General features: G+C 73.6%; 11 protein-coding genes. 3 read left to right on the top strand and 8 right to left on the bottom strand.

What is annotated here, in order from left to right; all coding sequences use genetic code 11:
- Positions 1 to 9: 9 nt before the first annotated feature.
- The 8 genes from BLV02_RS34700 to BLV02_RS34665 form a co-directional block, all read right to left on the bottom strand.
- Positions 10 to 891: a carbohydrate ABC transporter permease gene (locus BLV02_RS34700; protein ID WP_083288599.1), complete on the bottom strand. Its 882-nt coding sequence runs from the start codon at positions 889 to 891 to the stop codon at positions 10 to 12.
- Complete coding sequence (locus tag BLV02_RS34695) at positions 891 to 1,841, bottom strand: carbohydrate ABC transporter permease (protein WP_083288600.1); 951 nt, start codon at positions 1,839 to 1,841, stop codon at positions 891 to 893. The genes BLV02_RS34700 and BLV02_RS34695 overlap by 1 nt, the downstream gene beginning before the upstream one ends.
- A gap of 96 nt (positions 1,842 to 1,937) precedes the next feature.
- The gene (locus BLV02_RS34690; RefSeq protein ID WP_171906732.1) at positions 1,938 to 3,368 is read right to left on the bottom strand and encodes an ABC transporter substrate-binding protein; all 1,431 of its coding nucleotides are present in this window, start codon (positions 3,366 to 3,368) and stop codon (positions 1,938 to 1,940) included.
- Between the two features lie 8 nt (positions 3,369 to 3,376).
- Positions 3,377 to 7,648 (bottom strand): DUF5722 domain-containing protein, encoded by a 4,272-nt coding sequence (locus BLV02_RS34685; RefSeq protein WP_141711560.1) that lies wholly within the window; start codon positions 7,646 to 7,648, stop codon positions 3,377 to 3,379.
- Between the two features lie 37 nt (positions 7,649 to 7,685).
- Positions 7,686 to 8,447: a class II aldolase/adducin family protein gene (locus BLV02_RS34680; RefSeq protein ID WP_069111308.1), complete on the bottom strand. Its 762-nt coding sequence runs from the start codon at positions 8,445 to 8,447 to the stop codon at positions 7,686 to 7,688.
- Positions 8,441 to 9,616, bottom strand: coding sequence for an L-rhamnose isomerase (gene rhaI / locus BLV02_RS34675; RefSeq protein ID WP_069111309.1), 1,176 nt, complete (start codon positions 9,614 to 9,616; stop codon positions 8,441 to 8,443). The genes BLV02_RS34680 and rhaI overlap by 7 nt, the downstream gene beginning before the upstream one ends.
- Before the next feature lie 29 nt (positions 9,617 to 9,645).
- On the bottom strand, positions 9,646 to 9,999 hold the full coding sequence (locus tag BLV02_RS37405) for a helix-turn-helix domain-containing protein (RefSeq protein ID WP_216094211.1): 354 nt from the start codon (positions 9,997 to 9,999) through the stop codon (positions 9,646 to 9,648).
- A 126-nt stretch (positions 10,000 to 10,125) separates the two neighbouring features.
- Positions 10,126 to 12,747: a family 78 glycoside hydrolase catalytic domain gene (locus tag BLV02_RS34665; RefSeq protein WP_171906733.1), complete on the bottom strand. Its 2,622-nt coding sequence runs from the start codon at positions 12,745 to 12,747 to the stop codon at positions 10,126 to 10,128.
- Between the two features lie 181 nt (positions 12,748 to 12,928).
- Here BLV02_RS34665 and BLV02_RS34660 point away from each other — a divergent pair, with 181 nt between their 5' ends.
- Genes BLV02_RS34660 through BLV02_RS34650 form a run of 3 tightly spaced genes read left to right on the top strand, consistent with a single transcriptional unit; the run spans position 12,929 to position 16,565 of the window.
- On the top strand, positions 12,929 to 14,392 hold the full coding sequence (locus tag BLV02_RS34660) for a rhamnulokinase (protein WP_069111311.1): 1,464 nt from the start codon (positions 12,929 to 12,931) through the stop codon (positions 14,390 to 14,392).
- Positions 14,389 to 15,570, top strand: a complete 1,182-nt coding sequence (locus BLV02_RS34655; RefSeq protein WP_069111312.1) for a dienelactone hydrolase family protein — start codon at positions 14,389 to 14,391, stop codon at positions 15,568 to 15,570. The genes BLV02_RS34660 and BLV02_RS34655 overlap by 4 nt, the downstream gene beginning before the upstream one ends.
- Positions 15,564 to 16,565: a LacI family DNA-binding transcriptional regulator gene (locus BLV02_RS34650; RefSeq protein WP_069111313.1), complete on the top strand. Its 1,002-nt coding sequence runs from the start codon at positions 15,564 to 15,566 to the stop codon at positions 16,563 to 16,565. Before BLV02_RS34655 ends, BLV02_RS34650 begins: the two co-directional genes overlap by 7 nt.
- The last annotated feature ends 3 nt before the right edge of the window (positions 16,566 to 16,568 follow it).

Below are 16,568 nucleotides of genomic sequence, written 5' to 3'. Positions count from 1 at the left end.
GCCTCTCGATCAGTGCGAGCCGGGGAGTCCGCCCTGGACCCCGGCGAGGAAGTACTTGGACAGGAACGTGAACAGCAGCAGCAGCGGGAGGCTGGCGAGCAGGTAGCCGGCGAACATCGGGCCGTAGTCGGTGCCGGCCTGGCCCTGGAAGAACATCAGCCCGACCGACACCGTCCGCAGCTCGTTCTCGGTGATGGTGAGCAGCGGCCAGAAGAAGTCGTTCCACACCCCGTTGATGGTGATCAGCCCGACCGTGCCGATGACGGGCATCGACAGCGGCAGCGCGATCGAGAGGAACAGCCGGGGCGCACCGGCGCCGTCCACCCGAGCGGCGTCGAACAGCTCCTGCGGGATGCCCTCGATGAAGGTCTTCATCAGGATCGTGCCGAGCACCACCCCGCCGGCCACGTGCGGGATGATCAGCACCGGGTAGGTGTTGAGCAGGTCGAAGTCGCGCATCATCACGAACAGCGGGATCAGGCTGGAGATGCTGGGCACCATCATCAGCACCGCGATCGCGGCGAAGAAGAAGCCCCGGCCCGGGAACCGGTAGCGCGCCAGCACGAACCCGGCCAGCAGCGACAGCAGCACGATCGCGACGATCGACGCCGCGGCCACCACGATGGACGCCACCATGTACGGCTGGATCTGCTTCCAGGCGGTGGCGTAGTTCTCCCAGTGCAGCGGCAGCACCGGCGCCCAGTAGCTCTCGGCGAACTGCAGGTTGTCCTTGAGCGACGTGCTGAGCATGAACAGGTACGGGAACAGGCTCACCGCCACCAGCACGCTCAGCGCCGTCTTGATCCCCCACTGGCGCCCGCGCCGGCGGGGCCGCCGCCCCACCGGCGGCGCCGTGACGGTCTCGGTCCTGGTCTCGACGACTGTGCTCATCACAGGCCCTTCACGTTCGTGGACGGCTCCGAGCGGCGCACGAACATGACCACCGCGCTCAGCACCAGCGTCACCAGGAACAACGTCGTCGACAGCGTCGCCGCGTAGCCCCAGTCCTGGCCCTGGAAGGCGACATTGATCATCCGCAGGACCGGCACCATCGTGGCGTCGTCAGGCCCGCCCGCGGTGACGATGTAGGCCATGAACCCGTACTGCAGCGTCCCGATGACCGCCAGGAAGAACAGCAGCCGCACCTGACGGGCCATCAGCGGCAGGTCGACGGCCCAGAACCGGCGGATCCGGCCCACCCCGTCCAGGGCCGCCGCCTCGAAGATCTCGCGCGGCACGTTGCGCAGCGTCGAGTAGAAGATCAGGAACGGCAGCCCGGCGATGAACGGGAAGCCCACGAACAGCAGCGACCACAGCGCGAACGACGGGTCGCCCACCCAGTTCTGCGCCCACCCGCCCAACCCGACCGCGGTCAGCGCCCGGTTGATCACCCCGTTGTTCGGGTGGTACATGAACGACCACACCAGGGCGGTCACCACGCCGGGGAACGCCATCGGCACGATGAGCAGCGTGCGGAACACGAACTGCTCCCGCTCGCCGCGCAGCGTGATCAGCAGTTCCGCCGCGATCAGCGGGATCACCCACGCCACCACGCCGAACACGAAGATGTAGCCGAGGTTGCGGAACGAGCGCCACCAGATCTCGTCGCCGAGCATCGTCGCGTAGTTGTCCAGCCCGACGAACGTCGACACCTGGCCGGGGTTCCAGTCCCAGAACGAGCGCGCGATGCCGCTGACCGCCGGGTAGTACTGGAACAGCGCCAGGACGACGAGCAGCGGCACCAGCGCCACGTAGGCGAACCAGGGCACGCCCCGCCGCTGCTCCGCCCGGGACTCCCGCACCGGCGGTGGGGTGAGCGGCGCGCCAGCCGTACCTGTCATGGTCTCCTCCGTCTCATCTGGGCCGGGTGGTGGTCGCCGACGACGCGGCGGGTGCCGTGGAAGTGGAGCGGGCTGCGGCCCGCCCGCCGCCTCACGTCAGCCCTGCGTCCAGTCGTCGGTCCAGCCGCCGTCCTCGACCTGCTCGTTCGCCCACTGGATCCAGTCCTCGCGCAGCCCGGCCAGGGTGTCCTCCAGCGAGGTGGACTCCAGCAGGTAGCCGTCGTAGATCGGGGTCCAGAACTTCGCCTTGGGCACCAGCGACGACAGCGACTGCACGGGCAGCGGCTCGGCCCAGACGCCGGTCATCAGCGGCTCCAGCCCGGGCGCGGGGGTGGCGCCCTCCAGCGACGGGATGCCGCCGGAGCCGTCCAGCCACGGCTGGCCGCCCTCGGGGCTGGTGATGAACTGGAGGAACTTGACGGCCGCCTCGAGCTCCTCGCCGGTCGTCGTCGAGGGGATCATGTAGCTGGTGCCCTCGGTGTTGGCGCCGTGCCGCGCCGGCTCACCCGTGCTGAGCGGCGAGTCCTGCTCCGTCACGTCCGGGAACGGCATGGCGCCCCACTCGAAGTCGACGTCGTCGAGCAGCGGGGCGTAGAAGTTCGACGCATACGCCATGGCGGCCTTGCCGGACAGCAAGTCCTCGAAGCCGCCGCCGGTGGTGATGCCGGACCAGTTCGGGGTGGCGCATTCGTCGTAGAACTCCTTGGTCAGCCGCAGCGTCTCGCCGACCTCCGGGATGGTGGTGGGGTCGAGCTCGCCGGTCAGGATCGCCCTGGCCATGCTCTTGATCGAGACGGTGGCCGACGTGCCGGGCTCGTTGTCCGGGCCGTACTGGTTCCAGCCGTCGGCGTAGTGCGCCATCAGCATCGAGCTGATGTTCTGCACCGTCCAGCCCTGGTAGAGGAACCCGGAGGCGATGGCGAACGGGTCGTACCCGGCGTCACGGAGGTCGCCGCAGGCGGAGACGAGCTCGCCGAACGACTCCGGCGGGCCGTCCAGCCCGGCGTCGGCGAGCGCGTCGGCGTTGTAGTAGAGGCCGAGGATCACCAGGTTGAACGGGATGAACTCGTAGTTGCCGGCCGCGTTGCGCGCGCTGACGGCGTCGGGGCCGAAGTAGTCCTGGTTGAACAGGTCGATCCAGCGCTCGTTGCCCTCGGCGTACGGGTTGGGCTGCTGCAGGTAGTCGTCCAGCGCGACGACCTGGTCGGCCGTGTGCGAGACGCTGCGGAAGATCAGCTCCGGCGCGGTGCCGGCGGCCAGCTGGGTGGAGAGGGTGTCGCCGAAGTCGGCCGGCAGCACGTTCGTCTCGACGTTGATGCCGGGCTCCTCCTCCTCGAACCGGGCGACGAGGTCCTCCCAGGCCGGGCCGAAGGAGTCCGGCTCGGTGGTCCACTGGTTGGGCCCGGCGATCGTGATGGTCACCTGGCCGCCGCTTTCGCCGCCGCCGTCGTCGCCGCCGCACGCGCTCGCCGTCAGCGCCGCGGCGACGACGAGCACACCGGCTCGGACCGCTGTTCTCCCGCTCATCAGGGCTGTCATCGAAGGGCTCCTGTCTGCTGCGTGCTCGGCGCGGCGAAGAGGTCGAGGTCGATGGCTCCGGCCATCGCCGCGTACCCGGCCGCGTTGGGGTGGGTGCCGTCGGCGTCGTAGTCCGCCCGGATGTGGCCGGGAGCGGCGGGGTCGTCGACGACGACGTCGAAGTCGATCACCGCGTCGAACACGGTGTTCGTGCGGATCCACTCGTTCACGGCGAGCCGTCGTTCCTCCCGGTCGGGGGTCCAGCCCACGCCGTTGCCGCGCGGGATGAGGGTGGCGACGACGGCCCGCGCGCCCGCGTCGTGGATGCGCTGGGCCGCGGTCTCCAGCGACGCGATGACGTCCGCCGCGGACTCGCCGACGTAGATGTCGTTGGTGCCATGGAACACCACGACGTCGCTCACGCCGGTCTGGGTGAGCACGTCGCGGTCCAGCCGGGCCAGGCCGTTGACGCCGACCTGGGGGTTCTCGACGGAGTTCAGCGTGTTGCCGCCGATCCCCGCGTTGACGACGGTGCGCCGCCGCGGGTCGTCCGGCGCCAGCGCGTTCAGCCGGTCGGCCAGCACGTCCGGCCAGCGGTTGTCCACGTCGAGGTCGGCGCCCGCGCCGTCGGTGATGGAGTCGCCGAGCGCCACGACCGTCCCCCGCGCCTGCGTGCCGAGCACGTCGACCGCGTCCAGCCAGTAGGTGCTGGTGCTGACCGGCGCGAACGCCGCGCCGGCGGCGTCACCGGTGTGGTCGCCGGCCCCTTCCACCGTCGCGTACTGCGTCTTCAGCGCCCAGTCGTGCGAGAGCAGCGGCAGCGACTCGGTGGCGTGCGTGCTGACGACGAGGTCGTCGCCGGCGGCGACCGGCAGCGCCACGGGGTCGGTGTACACGGTCTCGCCCGGGCGCACCCGGATCTCGCTCGACCCGAGGACGCTCAGCGGCCGCGGCGTGCCGGCGACGTCCGCGCCGGAGCCGGCCCGCACGCCCACCGTGGCGGCGTCGAACACGAGGTCCTGGTCGGAGAACGGGTTGACGAAGCGCACCCGCACGGCGTCGCCGCCGGTGGACAGCTCCATCGTCTGCCGGTACGTGGCGTCCGGGCGGCTGTCGCCGCCGAAGTGCCCGCCGATCGACGCGCCCCAGGCGGCCCGCCAGGCCGGCCACGAGGCCGCGTTCTCGGTGATGCCGACGTCGTCGACCTGCAGACGGGGTCCGCCCACCCAGTCGAAGTCGGTGCCCAGCACCCGGTACGAGACGTCGATGCCGGTGACGGCGTCGCGGTACGGCCAGGCGGACACGTCGACGGCGACGCGGTTCCAGGAGTCCGGCACGAACGTGGGCAGCGCCTGCGAGATCGACTCGTCGCCGCTGTGCAGCGTCAGCGTCGCCTCGTAGCCGGTCGCGCCGGGCACGCCGCCGTAGGCGTCGACCCACGCGTAGACCTCGTCGGCCGCGCCGAGGTCGAGCGGCGTCTCCGGCCGCACCGACAGCGTCTTGGGTTGCGAGACGTCACCGTCGGCCATGACCGAGTCGAGGGCGTAGGTGCCGCCGTGCGGGCGCTGCGGGCCGTTCGGGAACGACGACGCCGTCGCCACGGACACGATGTTCTGGCCGGCGGCCCACCCCTGGGTGCCGTCCTCGAAGTCGTAGAGCAGCGTCGGCGGCGGGGGCGGCACCTCGACCGTGACGGCGTAGCGGTGCTCGCCGAGGGTGAGGCACAGCAGCGGGTGGTCCGGGTCGGCCGGCGCGATCGTCTCCAGGGTGGCGGTGACGGTCGTCGCGCCGCCGGCCGCGGCCAGCCCGTCGACCGGGAGGCTCGGCTCGGTCGTCGTGATGCCGTCGCAACTGCCGACGACGAGGTCGCCGTCCAGCGCCGCCGTGCCGTTGTTGACGACGTCGACGGTGACCTCCGAGCCGGGCGCGCCGCGGTCGGCGGCGCGGGCCCGCAGGTCGAGGTTGGGCGCCACGCCCGTGTCGTCGGCGTCCGCCGCGAGCACGACGTCGTCGACGTCGAACGTGCCGGCCCAGTCGTCGCCGCTGCTGCCCTTCGCCCAGACCTTGATCCGGGTGATCTCGTCGCGGCCGGGCCACGACGACAGGTCCAGCTGGACCCGCTGCCACGTCCCGTCCGCCTCGGCCGCCACGATGCCGGACGCCACCGTGCCGTCGGCGCCGTACGCGCGGACCTGCACCGAGAACCGGTTGACCGGCGAGAACGCGCCCGGTTCCGGTTCGGGGAGGCGGACCTGCAGCGCCAGGTGCGGCGTCGCGGACGCGTCCAGCGGCGCGGCGAGCGGGACGTCGACGCCGCGCCAGGTCTTGGAGTTGGTCCCGTTGGACTGGACGACGTCGGGGTCGTCGAAGAAGGCGCGCAGCACGTGCCCGCCCTCGGCGGCGGCGTCGTCGGCGACCGCCTCGACCCGGCCGACGTGGTCCGACGCCTGCCAGCCGCCGGTGCCGTCCTCGAAGCCGGACACCGGGACGGCGCCGGAGAGACCGGCGTGGCCGCTCGCGCCGACCTGCCGGGTGCTCCGGCGCTGGTCGATCATCGACGGGTCGAAGCCCGGGATGACGTCGGTCCAGTCGTCGATGCCGATGACGTCCTTGGCGAACTCGGTCCGCTGCAGCGACTCGGGCGTGTCGATGTGCGCGAACAGGTCGTAGATCTGCTTCTTCTCACCGGGCGAGGCCGGGAAGTCGGTGCGGTTCTCGTCCCAGGTCCACAGCCCGATGCGCAGCCCGCCGGCCTGCCGGTTGTCCACCTGCGGGTCCCAGATGAACGCGTCGATGCCGTCTGCGGCGAGGATCTTGTAGTACGCGTAGGCGAAGCAGGCCGCCTGCAGCTCCTGGTCGGCGGCGCCGTTGGTGGGGCTCTGGCAGCCCTGCTCGGACAGGATGACCCGCCGCGGCTCGCCGTCGTAGTGCAGTTCCGGGCGGTCCAGGTACGCGGGCAGCGTGGCGATGTTCTTGAAGGTGATCTTCGGGGTGTCCGCGTCGTCGGTGACGGGGTCGTCCCAGACCCGCGGGTCCAGCATGTTCGCCGGGTACGGGTGGTAGGCGAGGTCCCACGGGAAGTCGCCGCGCTCCTTCGTCAGCGCCGCCAGGCCGTCCAGCACGTCGCGCCCGTCGTAGAACCGCAGCGGGTCGGACGGGTTCGCGTTGGTCGTCCAGAAGTGGTCCAGCGAGGTGTAGACGCGGGCGTCGGCGTGGTACTTGCGGGCCGCGTTGTACCCGATGCGCAGCGCCGGCTCGTAGTGCCGCAGGAACTCCGGCAGCGTCTTCTCCCCCATCTGCTGCCAGATGCCGGCGGAGTCGATCTCGTTGCCGACGACGTAGTCCATCGCCCGGCCGTAGCGCTCGTCGTCGCGGGTGTACCGCGAGGCCAGGAACTCCATGGCCGCGGTGTAGTGCGCGATCCCCTCCGGCGTCACGGTGTTGAACGCGTACGTCATGAACGCGGCGGGTGCGCCGGTCGGCGCGCCGGGGTGCACGAGGATCGGGAACGACGAGTTCGGCTCCTGGTCGTACACCAGCACCAGCACCAGATAGACCAGCATCTCGTTGTCCGACAGCGGCTTGATGGTGTGGTCCAGCCAGTCGATGTAGGACGCGTCGAAGTAGTAGGTCTCGCCGCCGTACTCGAACTCGACGGTCTCGCCCGGCGCGCCCGGCCCGGCCTTCATCAGGTAGTTGACCCCGACGGTGACCGCCGCGTGGCCCGCGCCGACCACCTCGGCGTCGCTGGTCATCGTCACCGCCACGCCCTTCTGCGTGGTCGGCTCCGGGCGCGGGGCGGTGTTCGGGGCGTCGAAGGCCCAGTCGTCGGCGTAGTGGACGCCGCCGAGCGCGGTGCGAGCGGCGCCGCGGACGCCGACGGCGGTGAAGCCGCTGTACAGCCGGTCCACGCCGCCGGCCATGCGGTCGACGGTGGCCCGGAAGGTGCCGTCGCGGGCCGGCCGCACGACCTCCAGCGCGGCGTCGGCGCCCGGCGCGGCCGTGACCTCGGCGTCGGCGTCGGCGGTCGGGGCCACCGCGTGGATCTCGACGGCCTGCGGGCACCGTTCCGGCACCGACCCGGTGACCGTGATGGTGTCGGCGCCGACGCTCACCTCGGTGATGCCGGCGGCCGGTTCGGCGCAGGTGCGCGGCGCGGCGGCCGGCGCGGCGGCCGGTGCGGCGGCCGGTGCGGCGCCGCTCGCCGTCGCCGGGATCCCGGCCACCGTCAGCGTCACGGCGGCCAGGGCCGCCGTGAGCGCGCGGCCGGCTGTCATCGCTCTGCCCATGCTTGCTGCTCCTTCGTCGGGGCCGGACGAACCGGCGTCAGGACGTGCTCAGCAGACGGCGGCGGTAGGCCTCGTCCTCGCGAGACCCGATCCGCTCCACCTCGGACGGCGCCAGCGGTGTGACGCCACCGATCGACGCGGCCGCGATGGTGATCCGCGCGATCTTCTCGGTCATGATCGTCGTGTCGAGGGCCTGCCTCGGCGTGGCGCCGAAGGCGAAGACCCCGTGGTGGCCGGCGAACAGCAGCCGCGGCCAGCGGCCGGTGCTCGCCCGGAACCGGTGCAGCTCCACGCCGGCCGCCCGGGCCAGCTCCTGCCCGGGATCGACGTACGGAAGCCAGCACGCCGTCTCGCCGAGCATGACGACGTGGTCGGGGTACAGCCGCTGGGTCGCCAGCTCGGCCCCGCGCTCGCCGCACAGCAGCGCGAGCACGTGCACCGGGTGGGTGTGCGCCACGTAGACCGGCCCCATCGCGGCGGCGACGACGGCGTGCAGGCCGGCCTCGACCGTCGGACGCGCCGCGGTGTCGTCGACCCGGCTGGCCAGCAGCGCCGTCAGCCACTCCTCGTCGCTCCCGTCGCGGTCCAGCGCCGCGACCAGCGCGTCCGGCCGGATGCGCACCAGCGACCGCTCGTCGGCCTCGGCCAGCCGGCTCCCGCTCGCGGTGACGTGGATGGTGCCGTCCGGCCCGGGGCCCGAGGCGTTGCCCTCGCCCGCCACCACGAGACCCGCGGCGGGGTCGCCCAGCGCCCGGCAGAGGCCGGCCAGCTCCGCGACCGGGTCGGCGTCGCTCACCATCCGGCCGGTGTCCCGACCCGCTCGGCGTTGCGCCGCTCCTGCTCGCCGGACGCGCGGTAGGCGCCCAGCGGGTCGGCCGGCACGCCGAGGCGGTCGCGCACCCGCGCCAGCAGCGGCCGGACGTCGGTCTCGAAGGCGTCGTTGACGACCTCGTTCGCGCCGACGACGTCGCCCTCGGCCCGGCGGCGGTCCAGCTCGTCGCGGTCGACCAGCAGCGCCTTCGCGAACGCCGTCTGCATGGCCGTGACGCTGCGCAGCATCGCCGGGATCTTGTCCTCGATCATCGCGCACTGGTCGATCTTGTAGAGGATGGACCGGGCCGCCCCGGCGACGGCCTCGTCCGCGTCGTCCTCGGCGCTGACCAGCTCCAGCGCGATGAGGAAGGTCTCCTGCGGGTTGATCGCGCCGACGAACAGGTCGTCGTCGCCGTACTTCTTGCTGTTGAGGTCGAACCCGCCGAGGCGGCCGCGGTCCAGCAGCGTCGCCACGATGTGCTCGATGTTGACGCCCAGCGCGTGGTGGCCGATGTCGACCAGCACCCGCGCGCGCTCGCCGAGGGCCTCGCACAGGGTCAGCGACTGGCCCCAGTCGGCGATGTCGGTGTGGTAGAACGCCGGCTCGAAGAACTTGTACTCGAGGATCATCTCGGCCTGCTCGGGCAGCGCCTCGTAGGCCTCGCGCAGGCCGTCCTCCAGGTGCCGGCGACGCCGCCGGAAGCTGCCCTGGCCCGGGTAGTTGGTGCCGTCGGCCACCCACATCGACAGCCGGTCCGAGCCGACCTCGCGCAGGATGGCGGCGCACTCGCGGACGTGGGCGACGGCCTGCTTGCGCACCGTCGCGTCCTCGTTGGTCAGCGAGCCGAGCCGGTAGGCGTCGTCCTGGAACAGGTTCGGGCTGATCGACCCGATCCGCACGCCCTGGTCCTGGGCGTAGCGGGCCAGCTCGGCGTAGTCGTCGACGCGGTCCCACGGGATGTGCAGGGCGACGGTCGGCGCGACGCCGGTGAGGCGGTGGACGAGAGCGGCATCGTCGATCTTCTCGCGCACGTCGCGCGCGGTGCCCGGCGTGTCGTAGACCTTGAATCGCGTCCCGGTGCTCACGTAGCCCCAGGACTGGGTCTCGATGTGCTGGCGGCTCAGCCGATCGACGATGTGCTCGGCGTCGGTCATCGTGTCTCCTCGTGTCGTGTGTGACGGCGTCAGATGAGCTGGCGCCGGGCGGCCCAGGCCACGGCCTCGATCGCGGTGTCCACCCCGATCAGCTCGCAGATCGACCGGACCCGCCGGCGGATGGTGCGGTCGCTGACCGCCAGCGTGCGCGCCACCCGCGGGGCGGGCATGCCGGTGGCGAGCAGCGCCAGCAGCTCGAGGTCGGCCCCCGAGACCGCGGGCCGCGGCCGGACCAGCCGCATCGCGCCGCGGCGGCCGGCGCCGTCCGGACCGGCCGGGAGGGCGTGCACGTCCGCCCAGCCCGGCCGGGCGCCGGAGGCCCGGTCCCGCACGGTCGAATGCGGCCAGGACGACCGCCGGTCGACGATGGCGACCTCCGGCATGCGAACCACCTCCGGTTTTTGAAGCGCTTCAATTTCGGTGTTGCGTGCACGTTACGGGGGTGTTCCGGGCCGGTCAAGGGTGCGCCGGGGTCCTGTCCGAACCCGGTCAGGACCCCGGTCGCGTGGTCAGTGCGGCGTCGCCGCGCGGAACTCGTAGCGGCCGGAGCCGGTCACCAGACGAGTGCTCGCGCCGTCCTCCACCACGGACGTGACGCCCGGGGCGTCCGCGACGGGGACGCCGCCCTCCGTGACCGCCAGGCCCGGGACGACGACCTCGGCGGTGACGTTCGCGGGCACCTCGACGTCGAGTGTGACCTCGCGGCCCGTCACCGACCACCGCACGTCGATCCGGCCGTGCACGGTGTCGTGCCACGCGTGCGCGTGGTCGATGCCGGCGCCCGGCAGCGGCGCGACGCGCACGCGGGCGTACCCGGGCTCGGCCGCCGCGATGCCGCCGACGTGCCGGTAGACCCACTCCCCGACCGAACCCAGCGCGAAGTGGTTGAACGAGTTCATCCACGGGTCCTGGAAGCCGGTCTCCGGCCGCCAGCCGTCCCAGCGCTCCCAGATCGTCGTGGCGCCGTGCTTGATGTGGTGACCCCACGACGGGTAGTCCTCGTTGAGCAGCAGCCGGTAGGCGAGGTCGGTGCGCCCGATGGCGGTCAGGGTGGGCAGCAGGTGGCTGACGGCGAGGAACCCGGTGGTCACGTGCCCGCGCTGCTCCACGTCCTCGGCCAGCGCCTTCGCCGCGGTGTCCCGCTGCTCCGGCAGCAGCAGGCCGAACGCGAGCGCCACGACGTACGCGGTCTGCGTGCCGGCCGTGACGGTGCCGTCGGGCTGGACGAACGCCTCCCGGAACGCGGCCGCCACCGCGTCGGCCAGCGACCGCGCCGCCGCGGCGTCGCCGGCGCGCCCGGCCACCTCCGCCTGCTCGGCGACCAGTGCCGCGGACCGGGCGAAGTACGCCGTCGCGACGAGGTCCTTCGGCGTCTCCACCGGGGCCAGCCAGTCGCCGTAGTCGTTGTTGCGGCCCTCGCGCCAGACCAGGTCCGAATTGCGCGAGCGGATGTACTCCAGCCAGGCCAGCCCGGCGTCGAGGTGCCGCTCGACGAGGCGGCGGTCGGCGTACTCCTGGTACGTCGCCCACGGCACCACGACACCGGCGTCGGCGTAGCCGGGCGAGCCCTCGCGGGCCCACTCCAGCACCACGCACGGCGCGATGTCGGGCAGCGCGCCGTTCTCCATGCGGGTGTCGCCGATGTCGTCCATCCACTTGGTCATGAAGCCGGCGAGGTCGGCGTTGAACAACGCCGTCGGGGTGAAGATCTGCGCGTCGCCGGTCCAGCCCAGGCGCTCGTCGCGCTGCGGGCAGTCGGTGGGCACCTCGATGAAGTTGCTCAGCATGCCCCACTGGATGTTGTGCTGCAGCTGGTCGACCAGCGCGTTCCCGGTCTCGATGCCGCCGGTGAACCCCGTCAGCGACGACAGCGCCACCCCCGTGACGGCGTCGGCGGCGAGCGGGCCCGGAAGGCCCGTCACCTCCGCGTAGCGGAAGCCGTGGAAGGTGAACGTCGGCTCGAGCACGTCGTCGCCGCCGGACAGCACGTAGGTGTCGGTCGCCCGGGCGCCGCGCAGGTTGTCGGTGTAGAGGGTGCCGTCGGGGTTGAGCACCTCGGCGTGCCGGACCCGGACGATGGTGCCGGCCGGGCCCGCGGCGCGCAGCCTGATCCAGCCGGCCAGGTTCTGCCCCAGGTCGACGACGTACGACCCGCGCACCGGCTCGGTGACGGCGACCGCCGCGAGCTCGGTGTACGGACCGGCCGGGTCGATGAGCGCCGCGACCAGCCGGCCCGCGGGGCCCTTCTCGACGGCGGCCGGCCGCCAGCCGCCGGACGTCGCGGGGACCGCGCTCCAGTCGCCCAACTCCAGCCGCGCGTCGTAGTACTCGCCCTGCAGCAGGTCCGACGCCTGGATCGGGCCGAACGAGCCCTCCCAGGTGCCGTCGGTGCCGGTGACCGTGCGGGAGCCGTCGGCGTGGTCGAGCACGACCAGCGCGCGGAACACCGGCACCTCGCCCCAGAACTCGCGCTTGTGGAACGGCCCGACGTTGCCGCTGTACCAGCCGTCGGACAGCACGGCGCCGAGCACGTTCGTCGCGCCGAGCGCGTCGGTGACGTCGTACACGTGGTACGGCACCCGGAAGCGGTAGTCGGTCCAGCCCGGCGCCAGCGTGGCGGCGCCGACCGGCGACCCGTTCAGCCACAGCCGGAACACCCCGCCGGCGGTCGCGTAGACACGGGCGCGGCGCACCGGCCGGTCGACGTCCAGCGTGCGCCGCAGGTACGGCGCCGGGCGGTGGTCGTCGTGGTAGTACTTCGTCCGCGGCAGCGTGATCCAGGCGGCGGCGTCCCAGTCGCCGGGGTCCGGTGCGGTGTCGAACGTCGCCGGGTCCGAGCGCACCTCCTCGCCGCTCTCCAGCGTCACGACGACGCTCCACGTGTAACTGCTCAGCGGTTCCAGCGCCGGGCCCGCGTACTCGATGCCGACCGTCTCGGCCGAGGCCACCACGCCCGAGTCCCAGAGCGGTGCGCCGTCCGTCCCCGGCCCGGACGACACGGTGACGCGGTAGGCGGCCTGGCGCACCCCGCGGCCGGTGCTGCTCAGCTGCCAGCTCAGCCGCGGCCGTTCGGCCTCGACGGCCGGCGGCGCGTCGCGGTACTCGACGCGGAGACGGTTCACGACGGTCACGTTGCTCTCCTCACAGGTGGACGTGCGTCCGAGCCTGCTCATTCCGCGGCCCCGGGTCCACCGTTGTGACCGGTGTCGGACTCGGCCCGCCGGTCCGGTGTCCAGGTTCGGCCAGCTCCTTGCCCGCCGGACGGCGGCTGCCGAAGACTCACGGCACCGGATTCCCGATTGGTGAGGACCTTTGAGCACGGACACGTACCTGGCGGTCGACCTCGGCGCCACCAGCGGGCGCGTCATCCTGGGCCGCGTCGGCGAGCGGTCGGTCACCACGGCCACCGTCGCCCGGTTCGCGAACGAGCCGCTGGCCTGGCCCGACGGCCTGCACTGGAACCTCCCGGCGATCTACCGCCACGTCCTCGACGGCATCCGGCGGGCGGTGGCCGACGCCGGCGAGGTGCGCAGCATCGGCATCGACTCGTGGGGCGTCGACTACGGGCTGGTCGGCCCCGGCGGGCGGCTGCTCGGGCTGCCCTACCACTACCGCGACGCCCGCACCCGCGGTCTCGCCGCCGAGCTGGACGAGGCCGCCCTGTACCGCCGCACGGGCGTCCCGAACCAGGAGATCAACACGCTCACGCAGCTGCTCGCCGAACAGCGGGCCGGGACGCTGGACCCGTCCGCCCGGCTCGGCTTCGTCGCCGACCTGCTGGCCCACCTGCTCACCGGGCGGCTCGCCGCCGAGCGGACGCTGGCCAGCACGTCGCAGCTGTTCGACCCGGCCGGGCACTGGTCGGACGAGGCCATCGCCGCGCACGGCCTGCCGCGGCGGCTGTTCCCCGACCCGCTCGGCCCGGGCGACGTCGTCGGCGAGCTGCGGGCCGGGGTCGTCGACGAGCTCGGCCTCGGCGCCCCCGTGCCGGTGACGGCGGTCGCCGCCCACGACACCGCCTCCGCCGTCGCCGCGATCCCGGCGGCCGGCCCCGGCTTCGCCTACGTCTCGTGCGGCACCTGGGCGCTGGTCGGCGTCGAGGTGGACCGGCCGATCCGGACCGAGGCCAGCCGCGCCGCCGGGTTCACCAACGAGCTGGGCGCCGGCGGCGCCGTGCGCTACCAGAAGAACGTCACCGCGCTGTGGATCCTGTCGGAGTGCCTGCGCGCCTGGTCGCACGGCGGCGAGCGGCCCGACCTCACCGAGCTGCTGGCCGCGGCGGCCGGCCAGCCGGGGTACGTCAGCCTCGCCGACCCGGACGCGCCCGAGCTGACCAGGCCGGGCGACATGCCCGCGAAGGTCGCGCGGTTCTGCCGGCGCACCGGCCAGCCGGTCCCCGTCACCCCGGCGCAGATCGTGCGCTGCGTCGTCGACAGCCTCGCGCTGGCCTTCGCCCACTACGCCGACGAGGCCGCCCGGCTGTCCGGCTCGCCCGCCGGCGTCGTCCACCTCGTCGGCGGAGGCGCGAACAACACGCTGCTCTGCCGGCTGACCGCCGACGCCGCCGGCCGGCCCGTGGTCGCGGGCCCGGCCGAGGCGACCGCGCTCGGCAACCTGCTGGTGCAGGCGCGCGGCGGGCGCACGGCCGACGAGCTGGCGGCCGTGCGGGCCCTGAGCGCCGCGTCGGCGCGGACCGTGCGGTACGAGCCGCGCGCCGACCCCGCCGTCGCCGCCGCGCGGGAGCGGTTCGCGGCCCTGCTCGGCGCGGCGGCGTGACCGTGCGCTGGATCGACGACGTGCGCGCCCGGGCCGAGCGGGACCGGCCGCCCGCCACCGCGCCCGGCCCGCCCGGCTCCCCCGGCTCCGCCGGCGACGTGACGCGGGTCGTGCTGCGCTGCCCGGACGGCCTCGGCCCGGCGCGGGACGTGGCCGGCGTGCTGGCGCGGCCGGCCGAGTCCGTCGCTCCCGCCGTCGTGCTGCTGCACGGTGGCGGCGGCCGGGCCGAGCCGCGGTGGGCGCGCGACTGGGCCGCACGCGGGCACGTCGCGCTCGCCCTCGACCTCGGCGCGGCACGCGCCGCCGGCGGCGCCCGGCGCCCGGCCCGGCTCGACCACGACGACATCTTCGCCGCGGTCGCCGAGCACAGTTGGCTCGCGCAGGCCACCGAGGCGGCCGCCGACGCGGTGAGCCTGCTGCGCGCGCTGCCCGGGGTGGACCCGCGCGCCGTCGGGGTGTGCGGCGTCTCCTGGGGCGGCTACCTGGCGTTCCTGCTGGCCGCGGCGGATCCGCGGCTGCGCTACGCCGTCGGTGTGTACGCCGCGGGCCAGCTCGCCCGCGACGGTGCCTGGAGCGCGCTGCTGGGCGACCTGCCCGCGGCGGTGTCGCACCGCTGGACCGACGCGTTCGACCTCGCCGGCCACGCGCCGAGCATCGCGGCGCCGTCGCTCTGGCTGACCGGGACCACCGACCCGTGCTTCCCCCTCGACGCGTTCGACGCCACCTCCGCGCTGCCGGCCGGCCCGGTCACCCGGCGGATCGTGCCCGGGCTCGAACACGGGCACGAGCCGGCCTGGCGGCTCGCCGAGCCGTTCGCGTTCGCGTCGTCGGTCCTCGGCCGCGGGCCCGCGCTGCCCGCCGTCGGCGCCGCCTGCGTCACCGCCGGGGGTGTGCGGGCCGAGCTCGGCCCGGCCGCGCCCGTCCTCGCCGCCGAGCTGCACCACACCGGCGACACCGGCGCGTGGACGTCGCGCCGGTGGCAACGCCGCACCGCGATGATCGACGGCACTACTGTGAGAGCGGACGTCCCGGCCGGCGGCTTCTCCGCGGCGTTCCTCTCCGTACAGGGCCCGGCCGGAACGAGTACCACCGGCCTGCTCACCGGGTGTGACGCCGGGACGGGGCGCGGAACGAAGGGCGAGCCGCTGTGCAGCGTGGCAGGGAACCGAACATGGTGAGCATCGCCGACGTCGCGGCGCGCGCGGGCGTGTCCCAGGGCACGGTGTCGAACACGCTGAACCGCCCCGAGATCGTGTCGCACAAGACCCGCGAACGCGTGCTCGCCGCCATCGCCGCCCTCGGCTACGTCGCCAACCAGCACGCCCGGCAGCTCGGCGGCGCGATGAGCCGCGTCATCGGGCTGGTCGTCATCGACGTCTCCAACCCGTTCTTCACCGAGGCCTCCCGCGGCGTCGAGGACGCCGCCACCGAGGCCGACCACGCCGTCATCCTGTGCAACTCCGACGACTCCGTCGACCGCGAGGAGCGGCACCTGCGCACGCTCGCGTCCGAGCGGGTCCGCGGCGTCCTCATCACGCCGTCGCGCGGCACCCGCTCGGCGCACCGCATCCTCGCCGAGCACGACATCCCGTTCGTCTACCTCGACCGGCAGGGGTCCGGCCGCGAGTGCTCCGTCGCCGTCGACGACGTGCAGGGTGGCGACATGGCGATGACACACCTGCTCGAGCTCGGCCACCGCCACGTCGCCTACGTCGCCGGGCCGACGTCGGTCCGGCAGCACGCCGACCGCCTCGACGGTGCGCGCCAGGCGGTCACCCGGTTCGGCCTGAACCCGGCCGAGGCGATCGTCGTCAGCCACAACGAGGGCATGGACATCCGCTCCGGCTCGGCCGCGATCGACCTGCTGCTGCAGCGCCGCCGCCGGCCCACCGCCGTCTTCTGCGCCAACGACGTCCTGGCCTTCGGCGCCTACCGCGCGCTGGCCCGGCACGGCGTGCGGGTGCCCGACGACCTCGCCCTCATCGGCTACGACGACGTCGACTTCGCCGCCGACTGGATCGTGCCGCTGAGCTCGGTCCGCCAGCCGACCCGGCGGCTGGGCTACGAGGCCGCCCGCCTGCTGCTCGACCACTCGTCCGGCCGCCCCGACCACGAGCACCAGCAGATCGTCTTCCAGCCCGAGCTCGTCGTCCGGCAGTCGACCGCCGGCTGACCC

This window comes from Jiangella alba, from assembly GCF_900106035.1.
Classification (GTDB): Bacteria; Actinomycetota; Actinomycetes; order Jiangellales; family Jiangellaceae; genus Jiangella; species Jiangella alba.
This window is presented reverse-complemented; position numbering and strand designations above follow the sequence as displayed.

What these genes read in the sequence shown, in the direction of transcription:
- BLV02_RS34700 (WP_083288599.1), bottom strand. Translation starts at nt 891, where the DNA reads ATGAGCACAGTCGTCGAGACCAGGACCGAGACCGTCACGGCGCCGCCG.
- rhaI (WP_069111309.1), bottom strand. Translation starts at nt 9,616, where the DNA reads ATGACCGACGCCGAGCACATCGTCGATCGGCTGAGCCGCCAGCACATC.
- BLV02_RS34650 (WP_069111313.1), top strand. Translation starts at nt 15,564, where the DNA reads ATGGTGAGCATCGCCGACGTCGCGGCGCGCGCGGGCGTGTCCCAGGGC.
- BLV02_RS37405 (WP_216094211.1), bottom strand. Translation starts at nt 9,999, where the DNA reads ATGCCGGAGGTCGCCATCGTCGACCGGCGGTCGTCCTGGCCGCATTCG.
- BLV02_RS34680 (WP_069111308.1), bottom strand. Translation starts at nt 8,447, where the DNA reads ATGGTGAGCGACGCCGACCCGGTCGCGGAGCTGGCCGGCCTCTGCCGG.
- BLV02_RS34695 (WP_083288600.1), bottom strand. Translation starts at nt 1,841, where the DNA reads ATGACAGGTACGGCTGGCGCGCCGCTCACCCCACCGCCGGTGCGGGAG.
- BLV02_RS34685 (WP_141711560.1), bottom strand. Translation starts at nt 7,648, where the DNA reads ATGGGCAGAGCGATGACAGCCGGCCGCGCGCTCACGGCGGCCCTGGCC.
- BLV02_RS34690 (WP_171906732.1), bottom strand. Translation starts at nt 3,368, where the DNA reads ATGAGCGGGAGAACAGCGGTCCGAGCCGGTGTGCTCGTCGTCGCCGCG.